The sequence below is a fragment of the Kitasatospora sp. NPDC022785 genome (assembly GCF_055561295.1).
Window position 1 is genome coordinate 48,818 of the sequence record NZ_JBVHHB010000006.1, and the last position, 17,908, is coordinate 66,725.

At 73.6% G+C, this 17,908-nt stretch carries 15 protein-coding genes and 1 pseudogene; 3 read left to right on the forward strand and 13 right to left on the reverse strand.

The features are described from left to right. Window positions 1-373: 373 nt before the first annotated feature. On the reverse strand, window positions 374-1,096 hold the full coding sequence (locus ACZ3YO_RS12105) for an SDR family NAD(P)-dependent oxidoreductase (RefSeq protein ID WP_465568205.1): 723 nt from the start codon (window positions 1,094-1,096) through the stop codon (window positions 374-376). Between the two features lie 68 nt (window positions 1,097-1,164). Between ACZ3YO_RS12105 and ACZ3YO_RS12110 the strand changes: the two genes are divergently transcribed. Next, complete coding sequence (locus ACZ3YO_RS12110; protein WP_465568208.1) at window positions 1,165-2,064, forward strand: LysR family transcriptional regulator; 900 nt, start codon at window positions 1,165-1,167, stop codon at window positions 2,062-2,064. Between the two features lie 54 nt (window positions 2,065-2,118). Here ACZ3YO_RS12110 and ACZ3YO_RS12115 read toward each other — a convergent pair whose 3' ends face one another. Next, complete coding sequence (locus ACZ3YO_RS12115; protein WP_465568211.1) at window positions 2,119-3,345, reverse strand: enoyl-[acyl-carrier-protein] reductase FabV; 1,227 nt, start codon at window positions 3,343-3,345, stop codon at window positions 2,119-2,121. A 459-nt stretch (window positions 3,346-3,804) separates the two neighbouring features. Beyond that, the gene (locus ACZ3YO_RS12120; RefSeq protein ID WP_465568214.1) at window positions 3,805-4,197 is read right to left on the reverse strand and encodes a nuclear transport factor 2 family protein; all 393 of its coding nucleotides are present in this window, start codon (window positions 4,195-4,197) and stop codon (window positions 3,805-3,807) included. 105 nt (window positions 4,198-4,302) lie between these two features. Here ACZ3YO_RS12120 and ACZ3YO_RS12125 point away from each other — a divergent pair. Then, a pseudogene (locus ACZ3YO_RS12125) lies at window positions 4,303-4,743 on the forward strand (MarR family winged helix-turn-helix transcriptional regulator); the annotation flags it as partial. Between the two features lie 199 nt (window positions 4,744-4,942). On the opposite strand, the gene ACZ3YO_RS12130 reads toward ACZ3YO_RS12125, so the two are convergent. Together ACZ3YO_RS12130 and ACZ3YO_RS12135 are read right to left on the reverse strand one after the other, a co-directional pair. After that, on the reverse strand, window positions 4,943-5,413 hold the full coding sequence (locus ACZ3YO_RS12130) for a GyrI-like domain-containing protein (RefSeq protein WP_465568217.1): 471 nt from the start codon (window positions 5,411-5,413) through the stop codon (window positions 4,943-4,945). Window positions 5,414-5,669: 256 nt separating this feature from the next. Beyond that, complete coding sequence (locus tag ACZ3YO_RS12135; RefSeq protein ID WP_465568220.1) at window positions 5,670-6,773, reverse strand: NADH:flavin oxidoreductase/NADH oxidase; 1,104 nt, start codon at window positions 6,771-6,773, stop codon at window positions 5,670-5,672. A 492-nt stretch (window positions 6,774-7,265) separates the two neighbouring features. Between ACZ3YO_RS12135 and ACZ3YO_RS12140 the strand changes: the two genes are divergently transcribed. Continuing rightward, window positions 7,266-7,589: a hypothetical protein gene (locus tag ACZ3YO_RS12140; protein WP_465568223.1), complete on the forward strand. Its 324-nt coding sequence runs from the start codon at window positions 7,266-7,268 to the stop codon at window positions 7,587-7,589. 276 nt (window positions 7,590-7,865) lie between these two features. Here the strand turns inward: ACZ3YO_RS12140 and ACZ3YO_RS12145 are convergent, their stop codons facing one another. The 8 genes from ACZ3YO_RS12145 to ACZ3YO_RS12180 all read right to left on the reverse strand — a co-directional run bounded on the left by ACZ3YO_RS12145 (window position 7,866) and on the right by ACZ3YO_RS12180 (window position 17,685). Further along, window positions 7,866-8,183: a hypothetical protein gene (locus ACZ3YO_RS12145; RefSeq protein ID WP_465568226.1), complete on the reverse strand. Its 318-nt coding sequence runs from the start codon at window positions 8,181-8,183 to the stop codon at window positions 7,866-7,868. 96 nt (window positions 8,184-8,279) lie between these two features. Further along, window positions 8,280-8,468: an HAAS signaling domain-containing protein gene (locus ACZ3YO_RS12150; protein WP_465568229.1), complete on the reverse strand. Its 189-nt coding sequence runs from the start codon at window positions 8,466-8,468 to the stop codon at window positions 8,280-8,282. 90 nt (window positions 8,469-8,558) lie between these two features. Beyond that, a complete protein-coding gene (locus ACZ3YO_RS12155; RefSeq protein WP_465568232.1) occupies window positions 8,559-10,343 on the reverse strand; it encodes a methyltransferase in 1,785 nt (594 codons plus the stop codon). A 116-nt stretch (window positions 10,344-10,459) separates the two neighbouring features. Beyond that, the gene (locus ACZ3YO_RS12160; protein ID WP_465568837.1) at window positions 10,460-11,623 is read right to left on the reverse strand and encodes a 4-hydroxybenzoate 3-monooxygenase; all 1,164 of its coding nucleotides are present in this window, start codon (window positions 11,621-11,623) and stop codon (window positions 10,460-10,462) included. A 344-nt stretch (window positions 11,624-11,967) separates the two neighbouring features. Continuing rightward, window positions 11,968-13,335 carry a carotenoid oxygenase family protein gene (locus ACZ3YO_RS12165; protein WP_465568235.1) on the reverse strand — a complete coding sequence of 456 codons (1,368 nt, stop codon included), beginning with the start codon at window positions 13,333-13,335 and terminating at the stop codon, window positions 11,968-11,970. 66 nt (window positions 13,336-13,401) lie between these two features. Further along, window positions 13,402-13,842, reverse strand: a complete 441-nt coding sequence (locus ACZ3YO_RS12170; RefSeq protein ID WP_465568238.1) for an SRPBCC family protein — start codon at window positions 13,840-13,842, stop codon at window positions 13,402-13,404. Between the two features lie 175 nt (window positions 13,843-14,017). After that, window positions 14,018-15,577, reverse strand: a complete 1,560-nt coding sequence (locus tag ACZ3YO_RS12175; RefSeq protein WP_465568241.1) for an MFS transporter — start codon at window positions 15,575-15,577, stop codon at window positions 14,018-14,020. 116 nt (window positions 15,578-15,693) lie between these two features. Further along, complete coding sequence (locus ACZ3YO_RS12180; RefSeq protein WP_465568244.1) at window positions 15,694-17,685, reverse strand: ATP-binding protein; 1,992 nt, start codon at window positions 17,683-17,685, stop codon at window positions 15,694-15,696. Window positions 17,686-17,908 lie beyond the last annotated feature (223 nt).

Sequence of the window (17,908 nt, forward strand, 5' to 3'; positions counted from 1 at the left end):
GGAATCCGGGTGAGGTTGCGGCGGCTCGCCCCGCGCGTGGCGGAGACAGTCTGAACACGGCGGCGCTGACGCTCTTCTTCATCGACGCGTCCGGGCATTCCGGGGATTCCGGCGAGGACATCACCCTCGAGGGGGCCCACGACTTCTCCACCGACGAGGAAATCGGAAGCGTGAGCGCCGCCTCGCGCGGATACGCCGATCTCGTCGGGGCACGGTTCAGGCGGATCGGTGACTCGCTCAGTGTGCAGTGGGAGGGACAGGGGCCGGGCGGCGTCGGCACGACGCCACGCGTGAAGGGCGGGGCCCGCCACCGCGGCAGCGGGCGCCGGGCAGGGCGCGGAGGTCCGCCACCCGGCTGCCGCGGTCGCCGCGGCTACCAGGGCACCACCTGGCCCTGGTGGTCGACGAAGTGGAGACCGGGCTTCCCGCGGTGGTTCTCGATCGTCTCCGCCACTCCGGGGACGCTCTCCTCCACGCTGAGATCGGCGTCGGGCCCGCCGAGTTCGGTGCGCACCCAGCCCGGGTCCATGAGCAGCAGCGTCCGTGCGCCCTCGGCGTTGCGGGCCGCGTAACTGCGCATCAGCTGGTTCAGCGCGGACTTGCTGGCCCGGTACAGGTCCTGCCCGCCGTCGGTGTTCAGGGTGATGCTGCCCTGGTCGGAGGACATGACGCCGATCGTGCCGGCCGGCGCGACCAGCGGGCCGAGGGTCTCCACGACCCGCATCGGGCTGAGCGCGTTGGTGATCATGACCTCGGTGAACATCCGCGTCGGCACCTCCCCGATCGGCAGGTCGCCGCGCGTGATGGCGGCGTTGACGAAGAGCAGATCGAGGGTGCGCGCCGCCAGCCGGTCGCGCAGCGCCGAGATCTGCTCCGGCTCGGTCATCTCCAGCGACTCGATGGCCAGCCGCCCTTCGGCCGCGTCGAGCAGGTCGTGCAGGCCGGTGGGCCGGCTGCCGCGGACCGTGCCGATGACGTCCCAGCCGCGGCGGAGGTACTCGGCGGCGAGCCCGAGGCCCAGGGTCCGGGAGGCACCGATGACGAGGGCGGTCCCGCGGGTGCCCGCGCCGCCCGTCGGAGTGGTTGTGGCGATCATGAGCCCAGTCTCCGAGCGGTCCCGCCGGACGTCCAATACCCTTCCGGCCGCATTGATACCGTGCGGACATGGATCTGGACCTGCGCAAGCTCCGCTACTTCGTCGCGGTGGCCGAACACCGGCATTTCGGCCGCGCGGCACAGGCGTTGTTCATCGCACAGCCGGTCCTGAGCCGGCAGATCCGGGCGTTCGAGCAGGAGCTGGGGTGCCGGCTGCTCACCCGGACCACGCGCAGCGTCGAACTCACCTCCGCCGGGCAGCAGATGTACGACGAGTCGCGCAGGATCACCACGGTCGTGGACACGGCCCTGCGGCGCGTGCACGAGGCCGAGCGGGGCGAGCGGCGGCTCGTCATCGCCTTCTCCCCCGGCCTGCACGTGTCGGACGCGATCCGGGCGTTCACGGCGAGCCACCCCACGGTCGGGGTCGACGTCCTCCCGCTGCGCTGGTGGGAGCAGGACGCGCCGCTGCGCGACGGCCGCGCGCACCTCGGATTCCTGCGGCGGCCCTTCGACGACTCGGGCCTGCGCACCATCCCCATCGGCCACGAGAGCAAGGTCGCGTGCCTGCCCGCGACACATCCGCTGGCCGGCCGTGACTCGCTCACCTCCGCCGACCTCGACGGCGAACCGGTCCTCGACGCCAGGACGCGTCGGACGTCCTCGCTGGAGGAGAAGTTCGAGCTCATCGCCTCCGGGCAGGGCATCGCGATGGTCCCCGTCAGCGTCGCGGGCTCCTATTCCCGCCCCGACCTCGTCCACCTGCCCGTCACCGACGCCCAGCCCGTCGAGACCTGCCTGGCGGTACCGGTGAACGGCTGCGCGGGCCCCGTACCGGACTTCCTGGAGATCGCCACCGCGGCCCTGCGCCGGAACTCCGGCGTTCCGGGGAGTGACGGGGACCGGACCTCGAACCCGGTGGCCGGCGAGGACGGCGGCGTGGTCGCGGACTCCCGACGGCGCCGGTGAAGCGGGCCGGGTAACGGCCCGCTCCACCGGCGCCCTCGGACGGCCGGCTTCCCGCTACACGCCCTCGGCGGGCCAGGGAACGGAGGTCTCCACCGGGGCCTCGTAGTCGACCTGCGGGACGTCCCAGCCGTACAGCTCGCGGAACTGGTCGTAGAACCAGGCCGGGCCGGCCGGGGTGTCGGCCAGCGAGGCGCCCGGGTCCTCCCACAGCTTGCGGACGCCGTCCTGGACGTCCTGGTCCATCTCCCAGTCGTCCAGGCGGATACGGCCCTGGGTGTCCAGGTTCAGCGGCCGGGAGCCGGCCAACTGCTCCCACAGGTCCACCGCCTGGTCGGCGGTGGTACGCCAGCCGCCGGCGCCCAGCACGTTGCGCAGCAGCGAGGTGTAGAGGGCGATGGAGGGGATGGCGGTGGAGGCCTGGGTGACGGCGGCGCCGGCGACCACGGTGAAGGCACGGCCGCGGTCGGCCAGGACGTCGGCGTTGAGCTCGTGCGCCGTCTTCTCCAGGTGTTCCTTCGCTGCGCCGATGGTGCCCCGCCGGTACACCGGAGCGGTGATCTCGGAGCCGACGTAGGAGAGTGCCACCGTGGTGAAGTCCTCGCCGAGCAGCCCGGCGCCGGCGAGGGCCTTGACCCACAGCTTCCAGTCCGTGCCGCCCATGACCTGGACGGTCGCGGCCTGCTCGTCCTCGTCGGCCGCCGCCAGGTCCACGGTGCCGATCGACGCGGTGCCGTCCTCGAACACCAGCGAGGGGGCGGTGTAGGCCTCGCCGATCGGCTTGATGACCGAGTGGTGGACCACCCCGGTGGCCGGGTCGGTGCGGCGCGGCGACGCCAGCGAGTAGACCAGGTAGTCCACCGGTCCGTACCGGTCGGCCAGCAGCTCCAGCACCCGGGTCCGGGTGGAGTCGGCGTAGGCGTCGGCGTTGACGAAGGTGAAGTCGCCGCCGGCCGCCTCGACCAGCCGGGCCGTGGCCGCGGTGCGGTACCAGCCGGCCGAGGCGGTACGCCGCTCGGTGCCGGCCGCCTCGAAGGCGACGCCGACGCCGCGGATGCCCTGACGGCGCAGGCCGGCCAGCAGGATGGACAGGCCGTACCCGGCACTCGCGCCCAGGACGAGGGCGACCGGCGCACGGTGGCCGGAGTCGGCCGGCTCACTGCTGCCGGGGGCGGCCGGCCCGATGCCGTCCCACAGCCGGTCGACCGTCGCCGCGCACCCGTCGGGGTGGGAGTTGACGATCAGGTAGCCGCGCTGTTTGGGGGTGATGACCTGCTTGCTCACTCGGTGGTGCCCTCTCGGGTGGGGTGGTCCTGCCGGGCGAGGAGCGTGCGAGGGCCTGCGGTGGTTTCCGTGCGGCCCACCTCACTCGTCCGGGACGGCCACGTTCGGAAGCGTCTCCCGGGTGACGACGAGCCGGTGAACGGCATGGCTGTCGATCCCGGGATCCTGCTCCAGGTGTCCGTCATTCGGATCGTATCCACGGTGGTGGACATCACTGGTGTCGGAGGGTCACGGACGATGCGGGGTCCGGTTGTAGGGGGTCGGCATTGTCTCGGGTGCCCTCCGTCGGCTATCCGGTCGCCGCATCGAGGCGGCGGCGCGGCTGCCGGGGCCGAGGAGCCCCGCCCCCGGGCCCCGGCCGGGCGCGGGTGCCGAGATCGCGCTCGGCACCCGCAGTGCGCACCGGGTGTTGCCCACGCAACTCCCCCGTCGTCCGGTCCGCGGGCGCGGGAACCGGCTTCAGCGTGCGCTGCCGATGGTGCGGTCGGCCTCGGAGCCCTCGAGCATCAGCGTGGTCTCCTCGATCCGGCTGAACCGGCCGTCGGGGGCGAGGTCGGCGAACACGTACACCTCCATCCGCACGGTGGAGCCGTCCTTCTTGGTGACGTGGGCGGTGTGCCGGTCGGCGTACTTGTTGCCGTCGTGGAGCTCTTCGTGGACCACGACGTGGCCGCCGGCGACGACGGTGCGCAGGTGGGTGATGTGGTCGAGGAACTCGGCACGGTCGGCCCACTCCCCGTCGGTCCGCTGCCGGTACTCCGGCGTGAAGTGGCGGTCGGCGGCCTCGGACACGGTGAGGTGGCGGTTGAAGAGGAGGTCGTTGAGGGCGGCCTCGATGCGGGTGCGGGTCATGGGACTTCCTTTCGGGAGGGGGGAATTCAGGAGATGCGTGCGCTGCGCACGCTTCTTCCGAACTGTAGCACCCGATGCGTGCACCGCGCACGCTAATCTGGTGGCATGGAGAACGAGGTGGGCAGCGAGATCGCGGATGCGCTGGGTGTCCTGCTGCAGGCGCACCACGCGCACCCGGCTGCACCGGCGGCTGACCGAGGGCATGGGCGAGGAGCCGGACGGCTGACGTACCCCGTCCTCAGCGCCCTCGCCCGGACCGGGCCGCGCAGCGCCGCCGACCTGGCTCCCGAGGTCGGTCTCGACCGCTTCGGCGTCACCCGCCGCGCGTCCCGCCTGGAGGACAGCGGCCTGGTCCGCCGCGAGTCGGACCCGAACGACCGGCGCGCACGGCTGCTCGTCCTGGCCGAGCAGGGCCGACGGGCCGTGGCAGAACTGCGTGAACGGCTGGCCGGCCACATCACCGCGAGCCTTTCGGCCTGGCCGCCGGGCCAGGCGGAGACCGTCGCCCGCCACCTGCGCCGCTTCACCGCCGAGGGCCCCTTCGCGTCGCGGACCGCCGACGGATACCAGAGGAGTCGTGGAGTCCGACGCGTCGTCATGCCCCGCCGGGAGGCAGAAAATCGGCCTGGTCAGTGATCCGTGATCGGGTAGGGTCCTTCGTCATGTCCGTCGATGGTGGCGGACGGCACCGACGAACGGTTCCGGGCCTTCCCCAGGTGGGATGGTCCCACCCGACCACGTCGTGTCAGTCGGCGACGGGCCAGTTCAGTTCGGTGCGGAGCGTACGCGGGTCCATGTCCGGCGACGGCTGAGTGAGGTAGACCTCCCACCTCTGCGGCTCCGCCGAGAGGCCCTGGTCCGTGATCCACCCGTGGAGCCGTTCCCAGGACTCGCCCAGCCCGTCGTACGCACCGGCATGCACCATCCGCGCCACGCGCCCGCCGGGCAGTGCCTCGGCCACGACCTCCCCATCCGGCCGGACGCCCCGGTCGGTCGCGAACCCGACCTCGATGTCGACGGGGTCGCCGAACGTCCCGCGGTAGCGGCCGAAGGCGGGGCCCACGGGTGCGACCCCCTGGGCGGCGAGGGCCTTGGCCAAGGCGCGGAACGCGGTGTCGAAGAAGTCCCGCAGCGCGGCCATCGGTACGGTGGCGCGGACGACGGCCGTCGTCGCGGGGGCGATGGTCACCAGCTCGGGCTCGGGCACAGTGGTCATGGGGAAACCTCTCCGGGTCCCGGAGTCTCCTTGAAGACGGTAGTGGGCCCGGTCCTGCCGATCCCGGACGCGCCGGCCGCGCGAGCCGCCCCCTTCGCCCCCGGACCACGCGATTCCCGGCTCCCGTCGAGCCGCACCGTGCCGCCCGCCGCGTCCCGCTCGTACGCGGTCCGCGACGGGATTCCGAGGGACGCCCCCGGTCGCGGACCGCGCGGGGCGGGTGCGCGGTCCGCGACCGGGGCGTGCCGTGGTGCCGCTACGCGCGGTGGTACTGGACGGGTCCGGGGACCCGGGCGCCGAGCTCGGCTGCGGCATGGCGCGCCCAGGACGGGTTGCGCAGCAACTCGCGGCCGATCAGGACGGCGTCGGCCCGGCCGCTGGTGAGGATGTCCTGTGCCTGGGCCACGTCGGTGATCAGGCCGACGGCCGCCACCGGCATGCCGGCGTCACGGCGCACGGCCTCGGCGAAGGGCACCTGGTAGCCGGGCCCGGACTCGACGCGGGCGTCGGGGACGATGCCTCCGGTCGAGACGTCCATCAGGTCCACGCCGTGGGCCCGGAGCTCCTTGGCCAGTCGGACGGTGTCCTGCGAGGTCCATCCCTCGCGGCCGTCCTGCGGGTTCTCCGTGAGCCAGTCGGTCGCGGAGATGCGGAAGAAGACCGGCAGTTCCTCCGGCCACACCGCGCGAACGGCGTCCACGACCTCCAGGGCGAAGCGGACGCGGCCCTCGAACGAGCCGCCGTAGGCGTCGGTGCGGTGGTTGCTGCTCGGGGAGAGGAACTCGTGGATCAGGTAGCCGTGGGCGCCGTGGATCTCGGCGACCTGGAACCCCGCGTCGAGCGCACGCCGGGCGGCGTCGGCGAACTGCCGCACGATCCCGCCGATCTGCTCTTCGGTCAGCTCGTCGGGCTTGGTGTGCGCGGGGCTGAAGGGAACGGCGCTGGGGCCCACCGGCGTCCAGCCGTGGGCCTCGTCCGGGGCGACGGCACGCCCGCGATCGACCCAGGTCCGCTCGGTGGACGCCTTGCGTCCGGCGTGGGCGAGCTGGACGCCCGCGACGGTGCCCTGTGCCTTGAGGAAGGAGGTGATCCGGCGGAATGCCGCGACCTGGGTGTCGTTCCAGATGCCGAGGTCGTACGGGCTGATGCGCCCCTCGGGGCTGACCGCGGTGGCCTCCGTGATGATCAGCCCCGTGCCGCCGGTGGCACGCGCCGCCAGGTGGGCGAAGTGCCAGTCCGTCGGCACGCCGGCCGCGTCCCCGTCCGGCACGGCGCTGTACTGGCACATCGCCGGCATCCAGATCCGGTTGGGAACGGTCAGCGCCCGCAGGGTGTAGGGGGTGAAGAGGGTGGCGTTCATGGCGGATCTCCTGGTGGGACGTCCGGGACGGGAGGGCGCCGGACGGGCGGGATCCGGCGGCACGGGGCGGCCTCGGCCCCGTGCCGCCGGTGTGGCGGAGGTTCAGCGGTGGGCGGCTCGTTGCCGGGCAGCCGTGGGACCCGCGACGGCGCGGCCGGGCCGGCACGGCGGTGCCCTTGATGTTGCAAGCAGGCTTTATCTGATCTCACAATAGTTGCACACGCGCCTCACTTGCAAGCCCAGGCCGTTCCGTCCATGGGTCGGTGGCGCCGCCACCCCGGCGTTCGGCGCGCCCGTCCCGTCTCGTCGGAGATGGAGCCCTTCCGGCTCGGCGATGGCCAGGGCTCCCGCCCGGCGAAGCCATGACTCCCGGGCACACCCTCGGGGGCAAGGGGGTGGTCCGGCTGGTCCGGATGCCACCGTGCGGGTGCGGCGGAGGGACCGGGCGGCCACGTTGAGGGGATGGACATCGTCGTCGTACTGGAAATGGATATGCCAAGCAATGTTCGGGTCCTCGGCCCCGACCACACGCCAGCGCACCCGGAGAACCCGGTGCGCCGCGCCCACGCCGCCCCCGCGGAAGCCTCCGGCGCCTGCGGGCCCCTCACCCTGTGCGGTCTGGACACCGGCGAGATGACCCTCGCCCCGCACCGATTCACCGAGACCGACCGACCAAGGCCCCGGCCGCGCTGGCACACGTGCAGTACGTGCCAGACCGCCGGCCAGAACTCCACACCCACCGCCGCCGAACCGGCCATCACGGAGCACCACGAGGACACCGCCACCGCCCAGCCGGCGGAGACCGCGGCCCGCTGAGCGGCCGCCCCATCCGTCGGCATCTCATCGGCGGACTGCCCGACCGGCGTCCGCACAGGGTCCGGCGTCCGCACAGGGTGAGGGCTCGCCCGACGGCGAGCCCTCACCCCTTCCCCCGGCCCACCACCCAGGTACAGCCCACTGCCGACTCGCCCCCCCACCGCGTAACGCGGCACTGCGCGGTGGTGGACGGCGGTCCGAACCACGAGGCCGAGCGGCGTGGCGGCCGTGGCCGGGGCCGTCGAGAACGCGGTCGGGTTCAGGCGGTGCCGGTGCTCAGGCGGTGGCGGCGGCGGCAGTGGTGGCGGCGGTGCGCAGGCGGGCGGCGGAGCGGGCCAGTCGCGCCGCCGCGATCAGGGTGGGGCAGAAGCCCACCGCGCAGGCGACGAGGACCCCGGCCGGGCTGAGGCGGGAGACGGCCGCGACGACGCCGGCGGCCGCCGGCGTGATCAGGATCGGACTGAGCAGGAGCAGGGCCGCCTGCTTCTTCTCCCGCTGGGTCCGCTGGGCGGACCTGGCGACCCTGACCGTGGCGACGGCGGCGGCGATCAGCGCGAGGCCGGGCCCGATCGCCGGGACGAGGAGCAGCGGCATCGGCGGCACCGCGAGGACCAGGGTGAGGGTGGTGCGGCGACCGGTCTCCGGCTCGGGCCGGGTACGGCCCTCCTCTGCCAGCGCGGCGTCGGCGAGCTACCGGGGGCTGCCGAGCCGGCCGAGAACCTGCCGGACGGCGTCCTCGTCGACGAAGTCTCGCTCCGCCAGCGCGACCTCGACGTGCTCGCGCAGGTCGGCGAGGAGTTCGCGGCGGCGCTCCTCGGGCAGCGGGGCGGTGTACCGGTCGACGGCGTCCACCGCGTCGCGCACATGACGTTCGCTCACCCCGGGGGCGGTCCCGGGCACACCGCGCTCCCGGCTCCCGTCCGGCGACGGGGTGTTCCCGAACCGCTCCGGTTCGGGAACACCCCGTTCTCAGTGGCCCGTCACGTCGGCGATCGCGTCCACCGGGGCCGGCCGCACTCCCGCCGCGACCGGGACCTGACGGGGTGAGGACGGGGAGGCGGGCCCGGGAACGGCGACCTTGCGCGCGTGCAGGACGGTGGCGTCCAGCGGCAGCGGCGAGCAGTCCACCAGTTCGAGACCCGCGTCGCCGAGCAGCCGGGCGTAGTGGTCGGCGCGGCGCTCCCGACCGCCGGTGTTGCACATCATGTGGAGGTCCCACGCGGTGGCCAGAGAGACCGACCCGTCGGCGGGCAGCACGCGCTCGACGATGAGCAGGTCGGCGTGGGCGGGCATCGCGCGGGCGCAGTGACGCAGGATCTCCCGGCAGCGCGCGTCGTCCCAGTCGTGCAGCACCCGGGAGAGGAGGTAGACGTCCGCGCCGGGCGGCACGTCCGCGAAGTCGCCCGCCCGGTAGGTGCAGCGCTCGCCGCACCCACGCGCGTCCAGCAGCCTGCGGGCGGCCTCGACGGCGTGCGGACGTTCGAGCAGGACGCCGCGCAGGCCCGGGTGCGCCGTGAGGACGCGCCCCAGCAGTTCCCCGTTCCCGCCGGCGATGTCGACGACGGTCATCGGGACGGCTGCCGCGCCGGCGGCCGCGACGACCGGGTGGGCGGGGATCGGTTCGAACATGCGGGAGCTCGCGGCCATGGAGCGGTCGAACAGCTCGGCCAGCTCGGGGTCGCGGGCGAAGTGGTCGAAGTGGTTCTCGCCGAAGAGACGGTCGAAGGCGGCCTGCCCGGTCCGCACCGTGTGTCCGAGGCCGGCGAAGGAGCGGTAGAACGGGCCGCCGTACATCAGGGCCAGCGGCCGCATCGACGCCGGCGAGTCCGCGCGCAGCAGCGCGCCGAGCCCGGTGAGCCGGAAGCCGTCGTCGTCCTGCGCCACCACGTCCAGCATCGCGAGGTAGCGCAGAAGTGTCGCCAGGCTCTCCGGGTGGGCGCCGACCTGCCGTGCCAGGGCCTCGACGCCGGTCGCCGCGCGGGTGTCCAGGGCGTCGGGCACCCCCAGCTGCGCGCACACTGCCAGGGCCTGTGTCGTCCAGGCTCCGGTCAGCAGGTGCAGGAGTGTCCGGGCCGGCCGGTGCGCCAGGTGCTCGCCCAGATGCGCCGCCAGCACGTCCGGGTGATCGCCGCTCATGTGGAGCTCCACCCGCCGGTACCCGGCCTTCGCAGCAGCGGGGGCGGTGAAGTAGAGGACCGTGCCGTCCTCGTGCGGGTTGTATCCGCCGCCGTCGGCGGCCGCGCCGTGCCGTGCGAGGAGTGCGCACAGGCCGCGCAGCACCAGCGGGTCCGGGCTCTCGACCTCGAAGGCGAGGTGCGCCTCGTGCTGGCGGGCCCGCTCGTGCGCGGCGATCCCGGCCAGCTCAGAGCCCGGTGGCACGGTCAGCGCGAACACCTCGACCTCCCGGCGCTCCCCGTCCGGGCCGTGCACCGGCGGGCGCAGGATCGAGACGTCGAGCTCGGCCGTGTCGCGCCCGTGCCGCAGGGCCAGCCGCTCCCGGACGACGACGCTGGGAGTCGGCGGCGCGTCCACGGCCAGCCCGCAGGCGGCCAGTTCCGCCCGCAGTGCCGCCTGGTCCGCCGGGAACACGAGGAGCGCGGCGTGGGCGAAGCGGCAGCGGTCCACCAGCGCCCGCAGTTCCGGCCCCTGGATGCCGGGCAGCAGGAGCCGGAGCAGGGTGGTGCTGTCCTGGTCCCTGACGAATGCGGCCGTCGCGCGAAGGCGGGTCGCATCGTCCGGGGGTGTCGTCGTCATCGCGGAGGAATCCTCGTTCCGGTGCTCAGTGCTCGGGTGCTCAGTGCTCGGGGTCCGACGCTCGGCGCTCGGGGTCCGACGCTCGGCGCTCGGGGTCCGGCGCTCGGGCCGTCGGCTCACAGGCCGACGTAGTTCTCGGCGAACCAGTCCTGGTGGGTGCGCGAGGTGCGCAGCGACTCGATGCGCGAACGCCGCAGGGAATCGCGGAACAGCGATTCGCCGTCCGAACCGGGCGAGCTGTGCAGCAGCTGGATCATCCACTGCGAGAACTCCTGCGCCCGCCAGATGTGTGCCAGGGACCGGGCCGAGTAGCGGGAGAGAGCGTCGCCGTCGCCGTGCGCGAGGTCGTCGATCAGGGCCCGGGCGAGGAGTTCCGCCTCCAGCACCGCGAGGTTGGCGCCCTTCGCGGCCGACGGGCTGATCAGGCCGGCGGCGTCGCCGGCCAGGAGGAGCGAGCCGTGGCGCAGCGGTTCGACGACGTCGGACTCGAGGTCGACGACGGCGCGTTGGAGGATCCGGCCGCGGTTCAGCGGTCCGTAGTCCCCGGCACGCATGCGGAGGTCGAGCTCGTCCCAGATCTGGTCCTCGGCCCAGGCGTCGGCCGGGGTGCCGCGTTCGCACTGCAGGTAGTAGCGGGTGATCTCCGGGGTGCGTGCCATGTGCCCGGCGAAACCCCGGCCGTGCACCGCGTAGCCGACGGCGTCGAGGCTCGGCGGCGCCTCGACGAGCAGGCCGAGCCAGGAGACGCCGTGGTCACGGTGGTGGCGGACCGCCCCGGGCGGCAGTGAACGGCGCGCCGCACCGTGACGGCCGTCGCAGCCGGCGACGTATCCGGCCCGCCACCGGCCGGGGCGGTCGTCCGCTCCGCGCACGGTGACCGACGGCCGCGGGCCGGACGCGTCTAGCACGGCCAGCGCCTCGGTCTCGAAGTGGATCCGCCCGCCGGTGTCCAGGTACTGCGTCAAGAGGTCGGTGACCAGGTCCTGTTGCGGGTAGACGGTGTGCTGCTCGCCGCGGCCGAGGCTGCCGTAGTCCAGGCGGAAGCGGCCGTCGTCGGTGCGGAATTCGCAGCTGCCGTGCCGGCGGCCGCGCCGGTGCAGGCCCTCGGCCAGGCTGTGGCGGTCCAGGGTCCGGACTGTTTCGGCGGCGAGGAAGCCGGCGCGTGCCCGGGTCTGGACGTGCATCCGGTCGGCGCGCTCCAGGACGACGCAGTCGATCCCGTTCCGGTGGAGGAGGTTGCCGAGCAGGAGTCCGGCCGGCCCGGCGCCGAGGATGACCACGTCGGCCGCGTCCTCGGCCGTTCGGGCGTTCTGACTGTTCGTCACAGGAAATGGATCATAATCGGCGCAAGATACATGGAAGGGTGAAAATCACCCCAACCGGTGAATAGGATGATGATCTATGTCGTTTGCGCCCGGAAGCGCGCCGAGGCGGAGGCCCTCCACGACGAGCGGGCGGTGGTCCGCCACGCGGCCCGATGCCCTTCCCGGCGGGCGGGAAGGGCATCGAGGTCTGCGGGCCGGGCGACGCCGGGCCCGGGTGCCTGCCCGTCGTACCGAGGGCTTCGGGGTCAGCCCTCGGGTGTCGGCCCGCCGGAGGACCCGGACTGGCTCCTCACGGTGCGTCAGCGCCCGTCGACGTCCGAGGTGCCGTCGGGGATCCAGGAGCCGTGGAGGCCGGCGCTCACCCGGTGGGGCAGGTGGACGGTGGCGATCCGGTCGAGGCCGGAGGCGTCGAGGACCAGCAGCTGGGAGGCGTTCTGCTTGAGGTCGGAGACGACGGTGAGCAGGTAGCCGTCGTCCTCGCGGGTGGCTTCGGCGGCGGGGACGAAGACGGCCTCCCCGGGCATCCGGGCGTCGCCGACCTGGTGGATGCGGCGTGCACCGGTGGTGCGGTCGTACTTGACCACGCCGTAGCCGCCGAAACCCTTCTCGTCGGGGAAGGAGATGGCGTAGTGGTAGCGGTTCTCGGCGCCGAGGTACTCCTCGTTGAGGGTGGGGAACTCCACCGGCAGGTCGTCGATGATCTGCTCGTCGACGGTGCCGGCCGCCATGTCGACCACCCAGCGACGGGTGTAGGAGCGGGTGACGGGCTCGGTGCCGCGTCCGGGCGCACCGACCCACCAGTTCCAGGAGAGCCGGAATCCCTCCCGGTCGACGGTGGGGCCCTCCAGGACGATGCGGCCCCTGCCGTCCTCGTAGGCGTTGGCGACGTGCAGCATGTTGCCCGGCTCGATGGAGAACCAGCGGACCTTGCGGGCGCCGTCGTCGCCGCGGGGCATGACGCCGATGCGGGCGGGCTGACCGTCGTTCCAGCCGTAGGGGATGCCGGAGTGGTCGGCCGGGTCGAACGTGACGTTGCCCTCCACGAAGACCACGTGGTGGCGGGTGATCGCGAAGTCGTGCTTGAGCGAGGCGGTCGCCCCCGGGATCTCGGCGGTGTGGACGATCTCGCCCTTGGCGTCGGCGACGTAGTACGTCAGGAACGGCGGGAACGGCGAGGACCCGAAGAAGTGCAGCTCCCCCGTCACCGGGCACTCCTTGGGGTGCGCCGTCATCGCGGTGCGCAGCTTGCCGTCGAAGTCATGGGCGCCGACCGTCTCCAGCTCCCGGGTGAGCTCGAAGGGAAGGTTCGCCTCGCAGAGGGCGAGCAGCCGTCCGCCGTGCTCGATGACGTGCGTACCGGCGGCGGACGCGGTCAGGTCGGGGCCGTGTTCGGTCATGTAGGGGGCGCCGTCCAGGGCGGGGGTGTGGACCCAGCGGTTGCGGTACCACTCGGCGCGGCCCTCGCGCAGCCGGATGCCGTGCACCATGCCGCTGCCCTTGAACCAGTGGGTGGGGGTGATGCCGGGCTTGGGGTTGTGGCCGTTGCGGAACAGCCGGCCGGTCAGCTCGGGCGGCAGGGTGCCCTCGACGGTGAGCCCGGTGGCGGTGATCTCGTCGGCGACGGGGGTGAAGTGGCCGGTCAGGTAGGGGGGCTTGACGGCGGTCATGGCAGGACTCTCTTCCGGTGGGTGTGATGGCAGGACGGCGCGAACACCGCAGTTTGTGACGGTGAGTCAGATAGGCTTCTCCGCCCGGCTCTTGAGGTGGGAGAGCCAGTTCTCCAGGGAGCCGTGGAGGGCTTCGCCGAGGTGGTCGGCCGCGGCCTCGACCGGAGCACCGCTCCAGGACTCCTCGGTGCGGACGGTGACGTGGTCCCCGCTCTGCTCGAACGTCCACACGTGGACGCCGTCGATGCCGTCTGCGGGGCCGCCCCAGACGATCCGCTCACCGGGGACGAGCTCGTACACCGTGGAGGTGATGTCCAGGCCGTGGGTCCGCCAGCCGAAGGAGTTCCCGGGCGCCAGCGGGCCGCTGACGACGGTCTGCTCGATGTCCGTGTTCCAGGTGGGCCAGGCGGCGACGTCGGTGTGCAGCTCCCACACCGTCGCGAGTGGGGCGTCGATCACGGTGGACAGGCGGACGACGACGGGGGCGGTCTCGTCGATGGTGACCATGGTTGTGGTTCCTCTCCTGAGGGTGGGTTGCCGGCGGCTCCGCCGGGGCCGTCGGGCCGGCCGGCCGGCCGGTCCGGGGTGAACCGCGGGGATAGCGGGGATTGCGGTCCACGGGGATGGCGGGTTCACGGCGATAGCGGGGATGGCGGGGTTTCGGGGATTGCGGTTCGAGGGCCTACGGGGCGTGCAGGGCTGTCGGGGGACGCGGGCCGGAGGCGGGGTGGGTCGCGGCGGCAGCGACGGCCGCGGTGGCAGCGGTGGCCGCGGTGGCTGCGACGGCCGCGGTGGCCGTGGTGGCTGCGACGGCCGCGGTTCGCGGACGGGTGCCGCGGGTGAGGAGCAGTGCGAGGAGTGCGGTGGTGGCCAGGACGCCGGCCGAGACCGCGAAAGCGGCGCGGTAGCCGGCGGTGAGGGCCGCCAGATGGGGCTCGTGCGTGGAGGCGTGGGCGGTGACGGAGCCGGCGAGGGTGGCCAGTGCCGCGAGGCCGATCGCGCCGCCGACCTGGCGGGTCGTGTTCACCAGTCCGCCGGCCAGACCCACGTCCTGCGGCGGGAGGCCTTCCACGGCGAATGCGGTGAGCTGGACGAAGGCGATGCTCAGGCCGAGGCCGACGAGGACGCTCGGGCCCAGGACATCGGCGAGGTAGCTCCCGTCGGCGGTGATCCGTGACAGCCAGAGCAGGCCTGCGGCCTCGGTGAGCAGGGCCGCGGTGACGGTCGCGGTGGCGCCGATGCGCCGCGAGACGCGCGGCGCGAGGGCCGATCCGAGCATGTTGGCCGCGGCGAGCGGGAGTTGGCCCGCCCCGGTGACCAGCGGACTGGATCCGAGGACCTGCTGCTGGTAGAGCGGCAGGAAGAAGAACAGGGCGATCCAGACGGACCCGAGCAGGGCCATCAGCAGGTTTCCTGCCGCCACCCGGCCGGTGGAGACCAGCCTCGGCGGTATCAGCGCGTTCGGCCGGCGGAGCTCGATCACGACGAAGGCCGCGAGGAGCACGGCGGCCGCGCCGAGGGCGCCCAGCACCCGGGCGTCCGTCCAGCCGGCGCCGCGGGCGGTCGTCAGCCCCCACACCAGGGCGGTCAGCGCCAGGGTGACGGTGACGGTGCCCAGCAGGTCGAACCGCCCGGCCTTCCGTCCGGCCGCCCGTGGGAGGAGGGCCACCACGGCGGCCAGGACCAGCGCCGCCCCGAGCGCGACGGAGTGGAAGATCCACGGCCAGCCCCACGCCTGGGTGAGCGCACCGCCCAGCAGCACGCCGCCCGCTCCCCCCGCACCGGAGACCGCGCCCCACACCCCCAGTGCCCTGCCGCGCCCGGCGGCGGACGGGAACACCTCCATGGCCAGGGCCAGAGCAGCCGGGGCGACGGCGGCGGCGCCGACCCCCTGGACGGCACGGGCGGCGATCAGCACGTCCGAGGAGGTGGCCAGTCCTGCGGCCGCCGAGCCAACCGCGAACAACGCGAGGCCGGCGACCAGCACCCGGCGGCGGCCGAGCAGATCGGCCGCCCGCCCGCTCGCCGGCAGCAGCGCTCCGAACGCCAGGCCGTAGGCGTTGACCACCCAGGTGGTGCCACTGTCCGACAGGCCGGCCCCGGCGCGGATCTGCGGGAGCGCGACGTTCACGATCGAGGTGGCGAGCATGACGGTGAACTGGGCTGCGGCGAGCACCGTGAGCACGGCGGCCGGCCGCGGGGCGGGCCCCGTCCGCCCCGGCTGTGTGCGTTGGAGGTTCATGACGCACAGCCTCGTGCGGAGCGCTGTCCACTATCCAGGCCCGCCGGGGGCCATGACTGTCCACCGCTGTCCGCACCTGTCCGGCCCGCCCCGCCGCGGGCCTGCGCCCGCCCTCGTCACCGGGGGCCGTGCAGCTCCTGCCGCCACAGGGATTCGCACAGCAGGTCCAGGCCCTGGCGCACGTGACGCCGGTAGGTGCCGTACGGAAGGCCGAGGCGGCGGGCGGCGGCCTCCTGCGTGGGCGCACCGGAGAAGTAGCCCGCCGCCAGGGCCTCGCGGGCGCGCACGCCGCGCGGGTCACCGGCGAGGTCGTCCACGGCGTGGCGCAGCAGGGCGCGCAGCTCTTCGGCGGGATCGGTGAAGTCGGCCGCCAGGCGGGTGCGGGTCAGGGCGCAGACCGCGAAGGCGGCCGGGTCGCGCCAGTGCGCCAGCGCCTCCCGCACGGCCTGGTCGAACGCGGTGCGCGAGAGGGCGGACGGCCCGGGCTGGGCGGGGACGTCGGTGGCGGAGATGAAGCGGCCGAGCCACTTCTCGACGGGCACTTGACGCCAGTCGACGCCGAACAGCCCGTAGGTGTGCTCACCGACCCGCGGCCGCGCGCCGGTGTCGCTCAGGGTTCCCCTGACGCGTTCGGCCCAGGCGTCGGCGTCCCGCCAGACGGCGAAGCCGTAGGCGCGGCCGCGGGCACGGGCGGACTCCGCCTGGGCGCGGGAGCTGCTGAGGTCGATGACGCGCGAGGGGACTTGGTAGCGCTCCGGGTAGACGGAGAATCGGCTGATGCCGATGTGCTCGCCGGAGCCGACCGGCGCGGTGGCGTCGGTGTACTCCCAGGCGGCCGCGACGACGGGATCGACGGCCACGTCCCGGGGGTCGGCAGGGGCCGGCAGGGCCAGCCGGGCGGTGAACGCCACGGTCCGGCCCGTGCTCACCAGTCGGTAGACGCTGAACGCCTGCGGCTGCCGCTCGGCCCAGTAGCGGACCAGCTCCGCAGAAGCCGGCCCCTCGGTCTCCGCGGCCATCCGGAGCACGTCGTCGAGGTCGTCGGGCCGCAGCGGGCAGTCGTGCACCTCCTCCTCACGCGACCAGGTGCGCAACCGGGTCAGGCTCTCCAGCTCCCGGAAGAGGTAGAACAGTTCGTCGGTGACCGTCCACACCCGCTCCTCGGGTGCCTCGCGCAGCATGCGCAGATACTCCTCCACCAATCGCTGACGCATCGTCACAAAAGCATGCGGGGCCCTCCACCGCAGATCGGCCGTCAGCGTCTCGCGCGCGGCGTCGTGCGGATAGAGGCCCCGGGGGGCGGACTCGATGAAGGGAAGGTCCCTCAGCCACCCGAACAGCAGATGGACGTCCTCCTCCGGCAGGACCGCGGCGAGCAGTTCCTCGGAGGTCGAGTGCGCCTGCGCCGCCACCTCCAGGGCACGGCGGTGGGCCGCCGTCGGCACCTCCCCGATCAGCCCCGTCAACAGCGTCCGCAGGAGGTCGGCCGAGGGCGCCCAGACCTCCTCCCTGCTCCAGCCCGTCGAACCCGCGGCCGCCGCGAGAGACAGCGCCAGCGGGTTGCCCCCGGCGAACCGCAGCACCCGCTCCCGCAACTCGGGCCGGACCTGCGCCGTGGCCAGCACGCTCCAGGCCTGCTCCTCCGAGAACGGCTCCAGTTCACGGACGTACAGCGCCCCGGCCCAGGCCGGATCGGCGAGCCACTGCGGCTGCGGCGCGACGCGACCGGCCAGGACCACCAGCGTGTCGTCGGCAGCACGAGGCAGGAGGCGCTGCCACAACCAGCTCTCCAGCCACTGGCAGTGCTCGAAGGAGTCGACGAGGAGCACCGTGCCGGCGACCTCCAGGAAGGGGCCGGCTTCTCGCTCGAAATCGGCCGGGTCGCGGCCGACGAAACGACCGTCGACCTCGACGATCGGCCGCCCCGCCGCACGGGCCCGATCCGCCAGGCAGCGCAGCAGCGCCGACTTCCCGATCCCTCCCGGCCCGAACACGTAGAACGCGAACGGCGCCTGCGGATCCCCCGCCAAGGCCTCACCGAACGCGCCGAGTTCCTCCTCCCGGCCGATGAAGGCCCGCTCCCGCGTCCTGCTCAGTCTCTCTCCCACAGACCCCATGGCGGTTCCCCTCCCACGTTCCACCTCCGGACGGAGCCGCCCGGAGGTCCGACAGACCGCACCGACCACACCGGCCGCAACGCGGCACGGGCGACGGTGCTGCGGACCGCTCCACCGTCCCGGCCCCAGCGGTCACTTCTCGTCACACGTCGGCCTGATGCGACATCAGGCGGTCACCTTCTCCGAGCGGGGAGGGCCCCCGGCCGGCGGTCCG

Coding starts and splice junctions, on each gene's coding strand:
- ACZ3YO_RS12130 (WP_465568217.1), bottom strand. CDS start 5,413: ATGACCACTGTGCCCGAGCCCGAGCTGGTGACCATCGCCCCCGCGACG.
- ACZ3YO_RS12110 (WP_465568208.1), top strand. CDS start 1,165: ATGGATCTGGACCTGCGCAAGCTCCGCTACTTCGTCGCGGTGGCCGAA.
- ACZ3YO_RS12145 (WP_465568226.1), bottom strand. CDS start 8,183: ATGCCGCTGCTCCTCGTCCCGGCGATCGGGCCCGGCCTCGCGCTGATC.
- ACZ3YO_RS12170 (WP_465568238.1), bottom strand. CDS start 13,842: ATGGTCACCATCGACGAGACCGCCCCCGTCGTCGTCCGCCTGTCCACC.
- ACZ3YO_RS12175 (WP_465568241.1), bottom strand. CDS start 15,577: ATGAACCTCCAACGCACACAGCCGGGGCGGACGGGGCCCGCCCCGCGG.
- ACZ3YO_RS12140 (WP_465568223.1), top strand. CDS start 7,266: ATGCCAAGCAATGTTCGGGTCCTCGGCCCCGACCACACGCCAGCGCAC.
- ACZ3YO_RS12165 (WP_465568235.1), bottom strand. CDS start 13,335: ATGACCGCCGTCAAGCCCCCCTACCTGACCGGCCACTTCACCCCCGTC.
- ACZ3YO_RS12120 (WP_465568214.1), bottom strand. CDS start 4,197: ATGACCCGCACCCGCATCGAGGCCGCCCTCAACGACCTCCTCTTCAAC.
- ACZ3YO_RS12155 (WP_465568232.1), bottom strand. CDS start 10,343: ATGACGACGACACCCCCGGACGATGCGACCCGCCTTCGCGCGACGGCC.
- ACZ3YO_RS12135 (WP_465568220.1), bottom strand. CDS start 6,773: ATGAACGCCACCCTCTTCACCCCCTACACCCTGCGGGCGCTGACCGTT.
- ACZ3YO_RS12105 (WP_465568205.1), bottom strand. CDS start 1,096: ATGATCGCCACAACCACTCCGACGGGCGGCGCGGGCACCCGCGGGACC.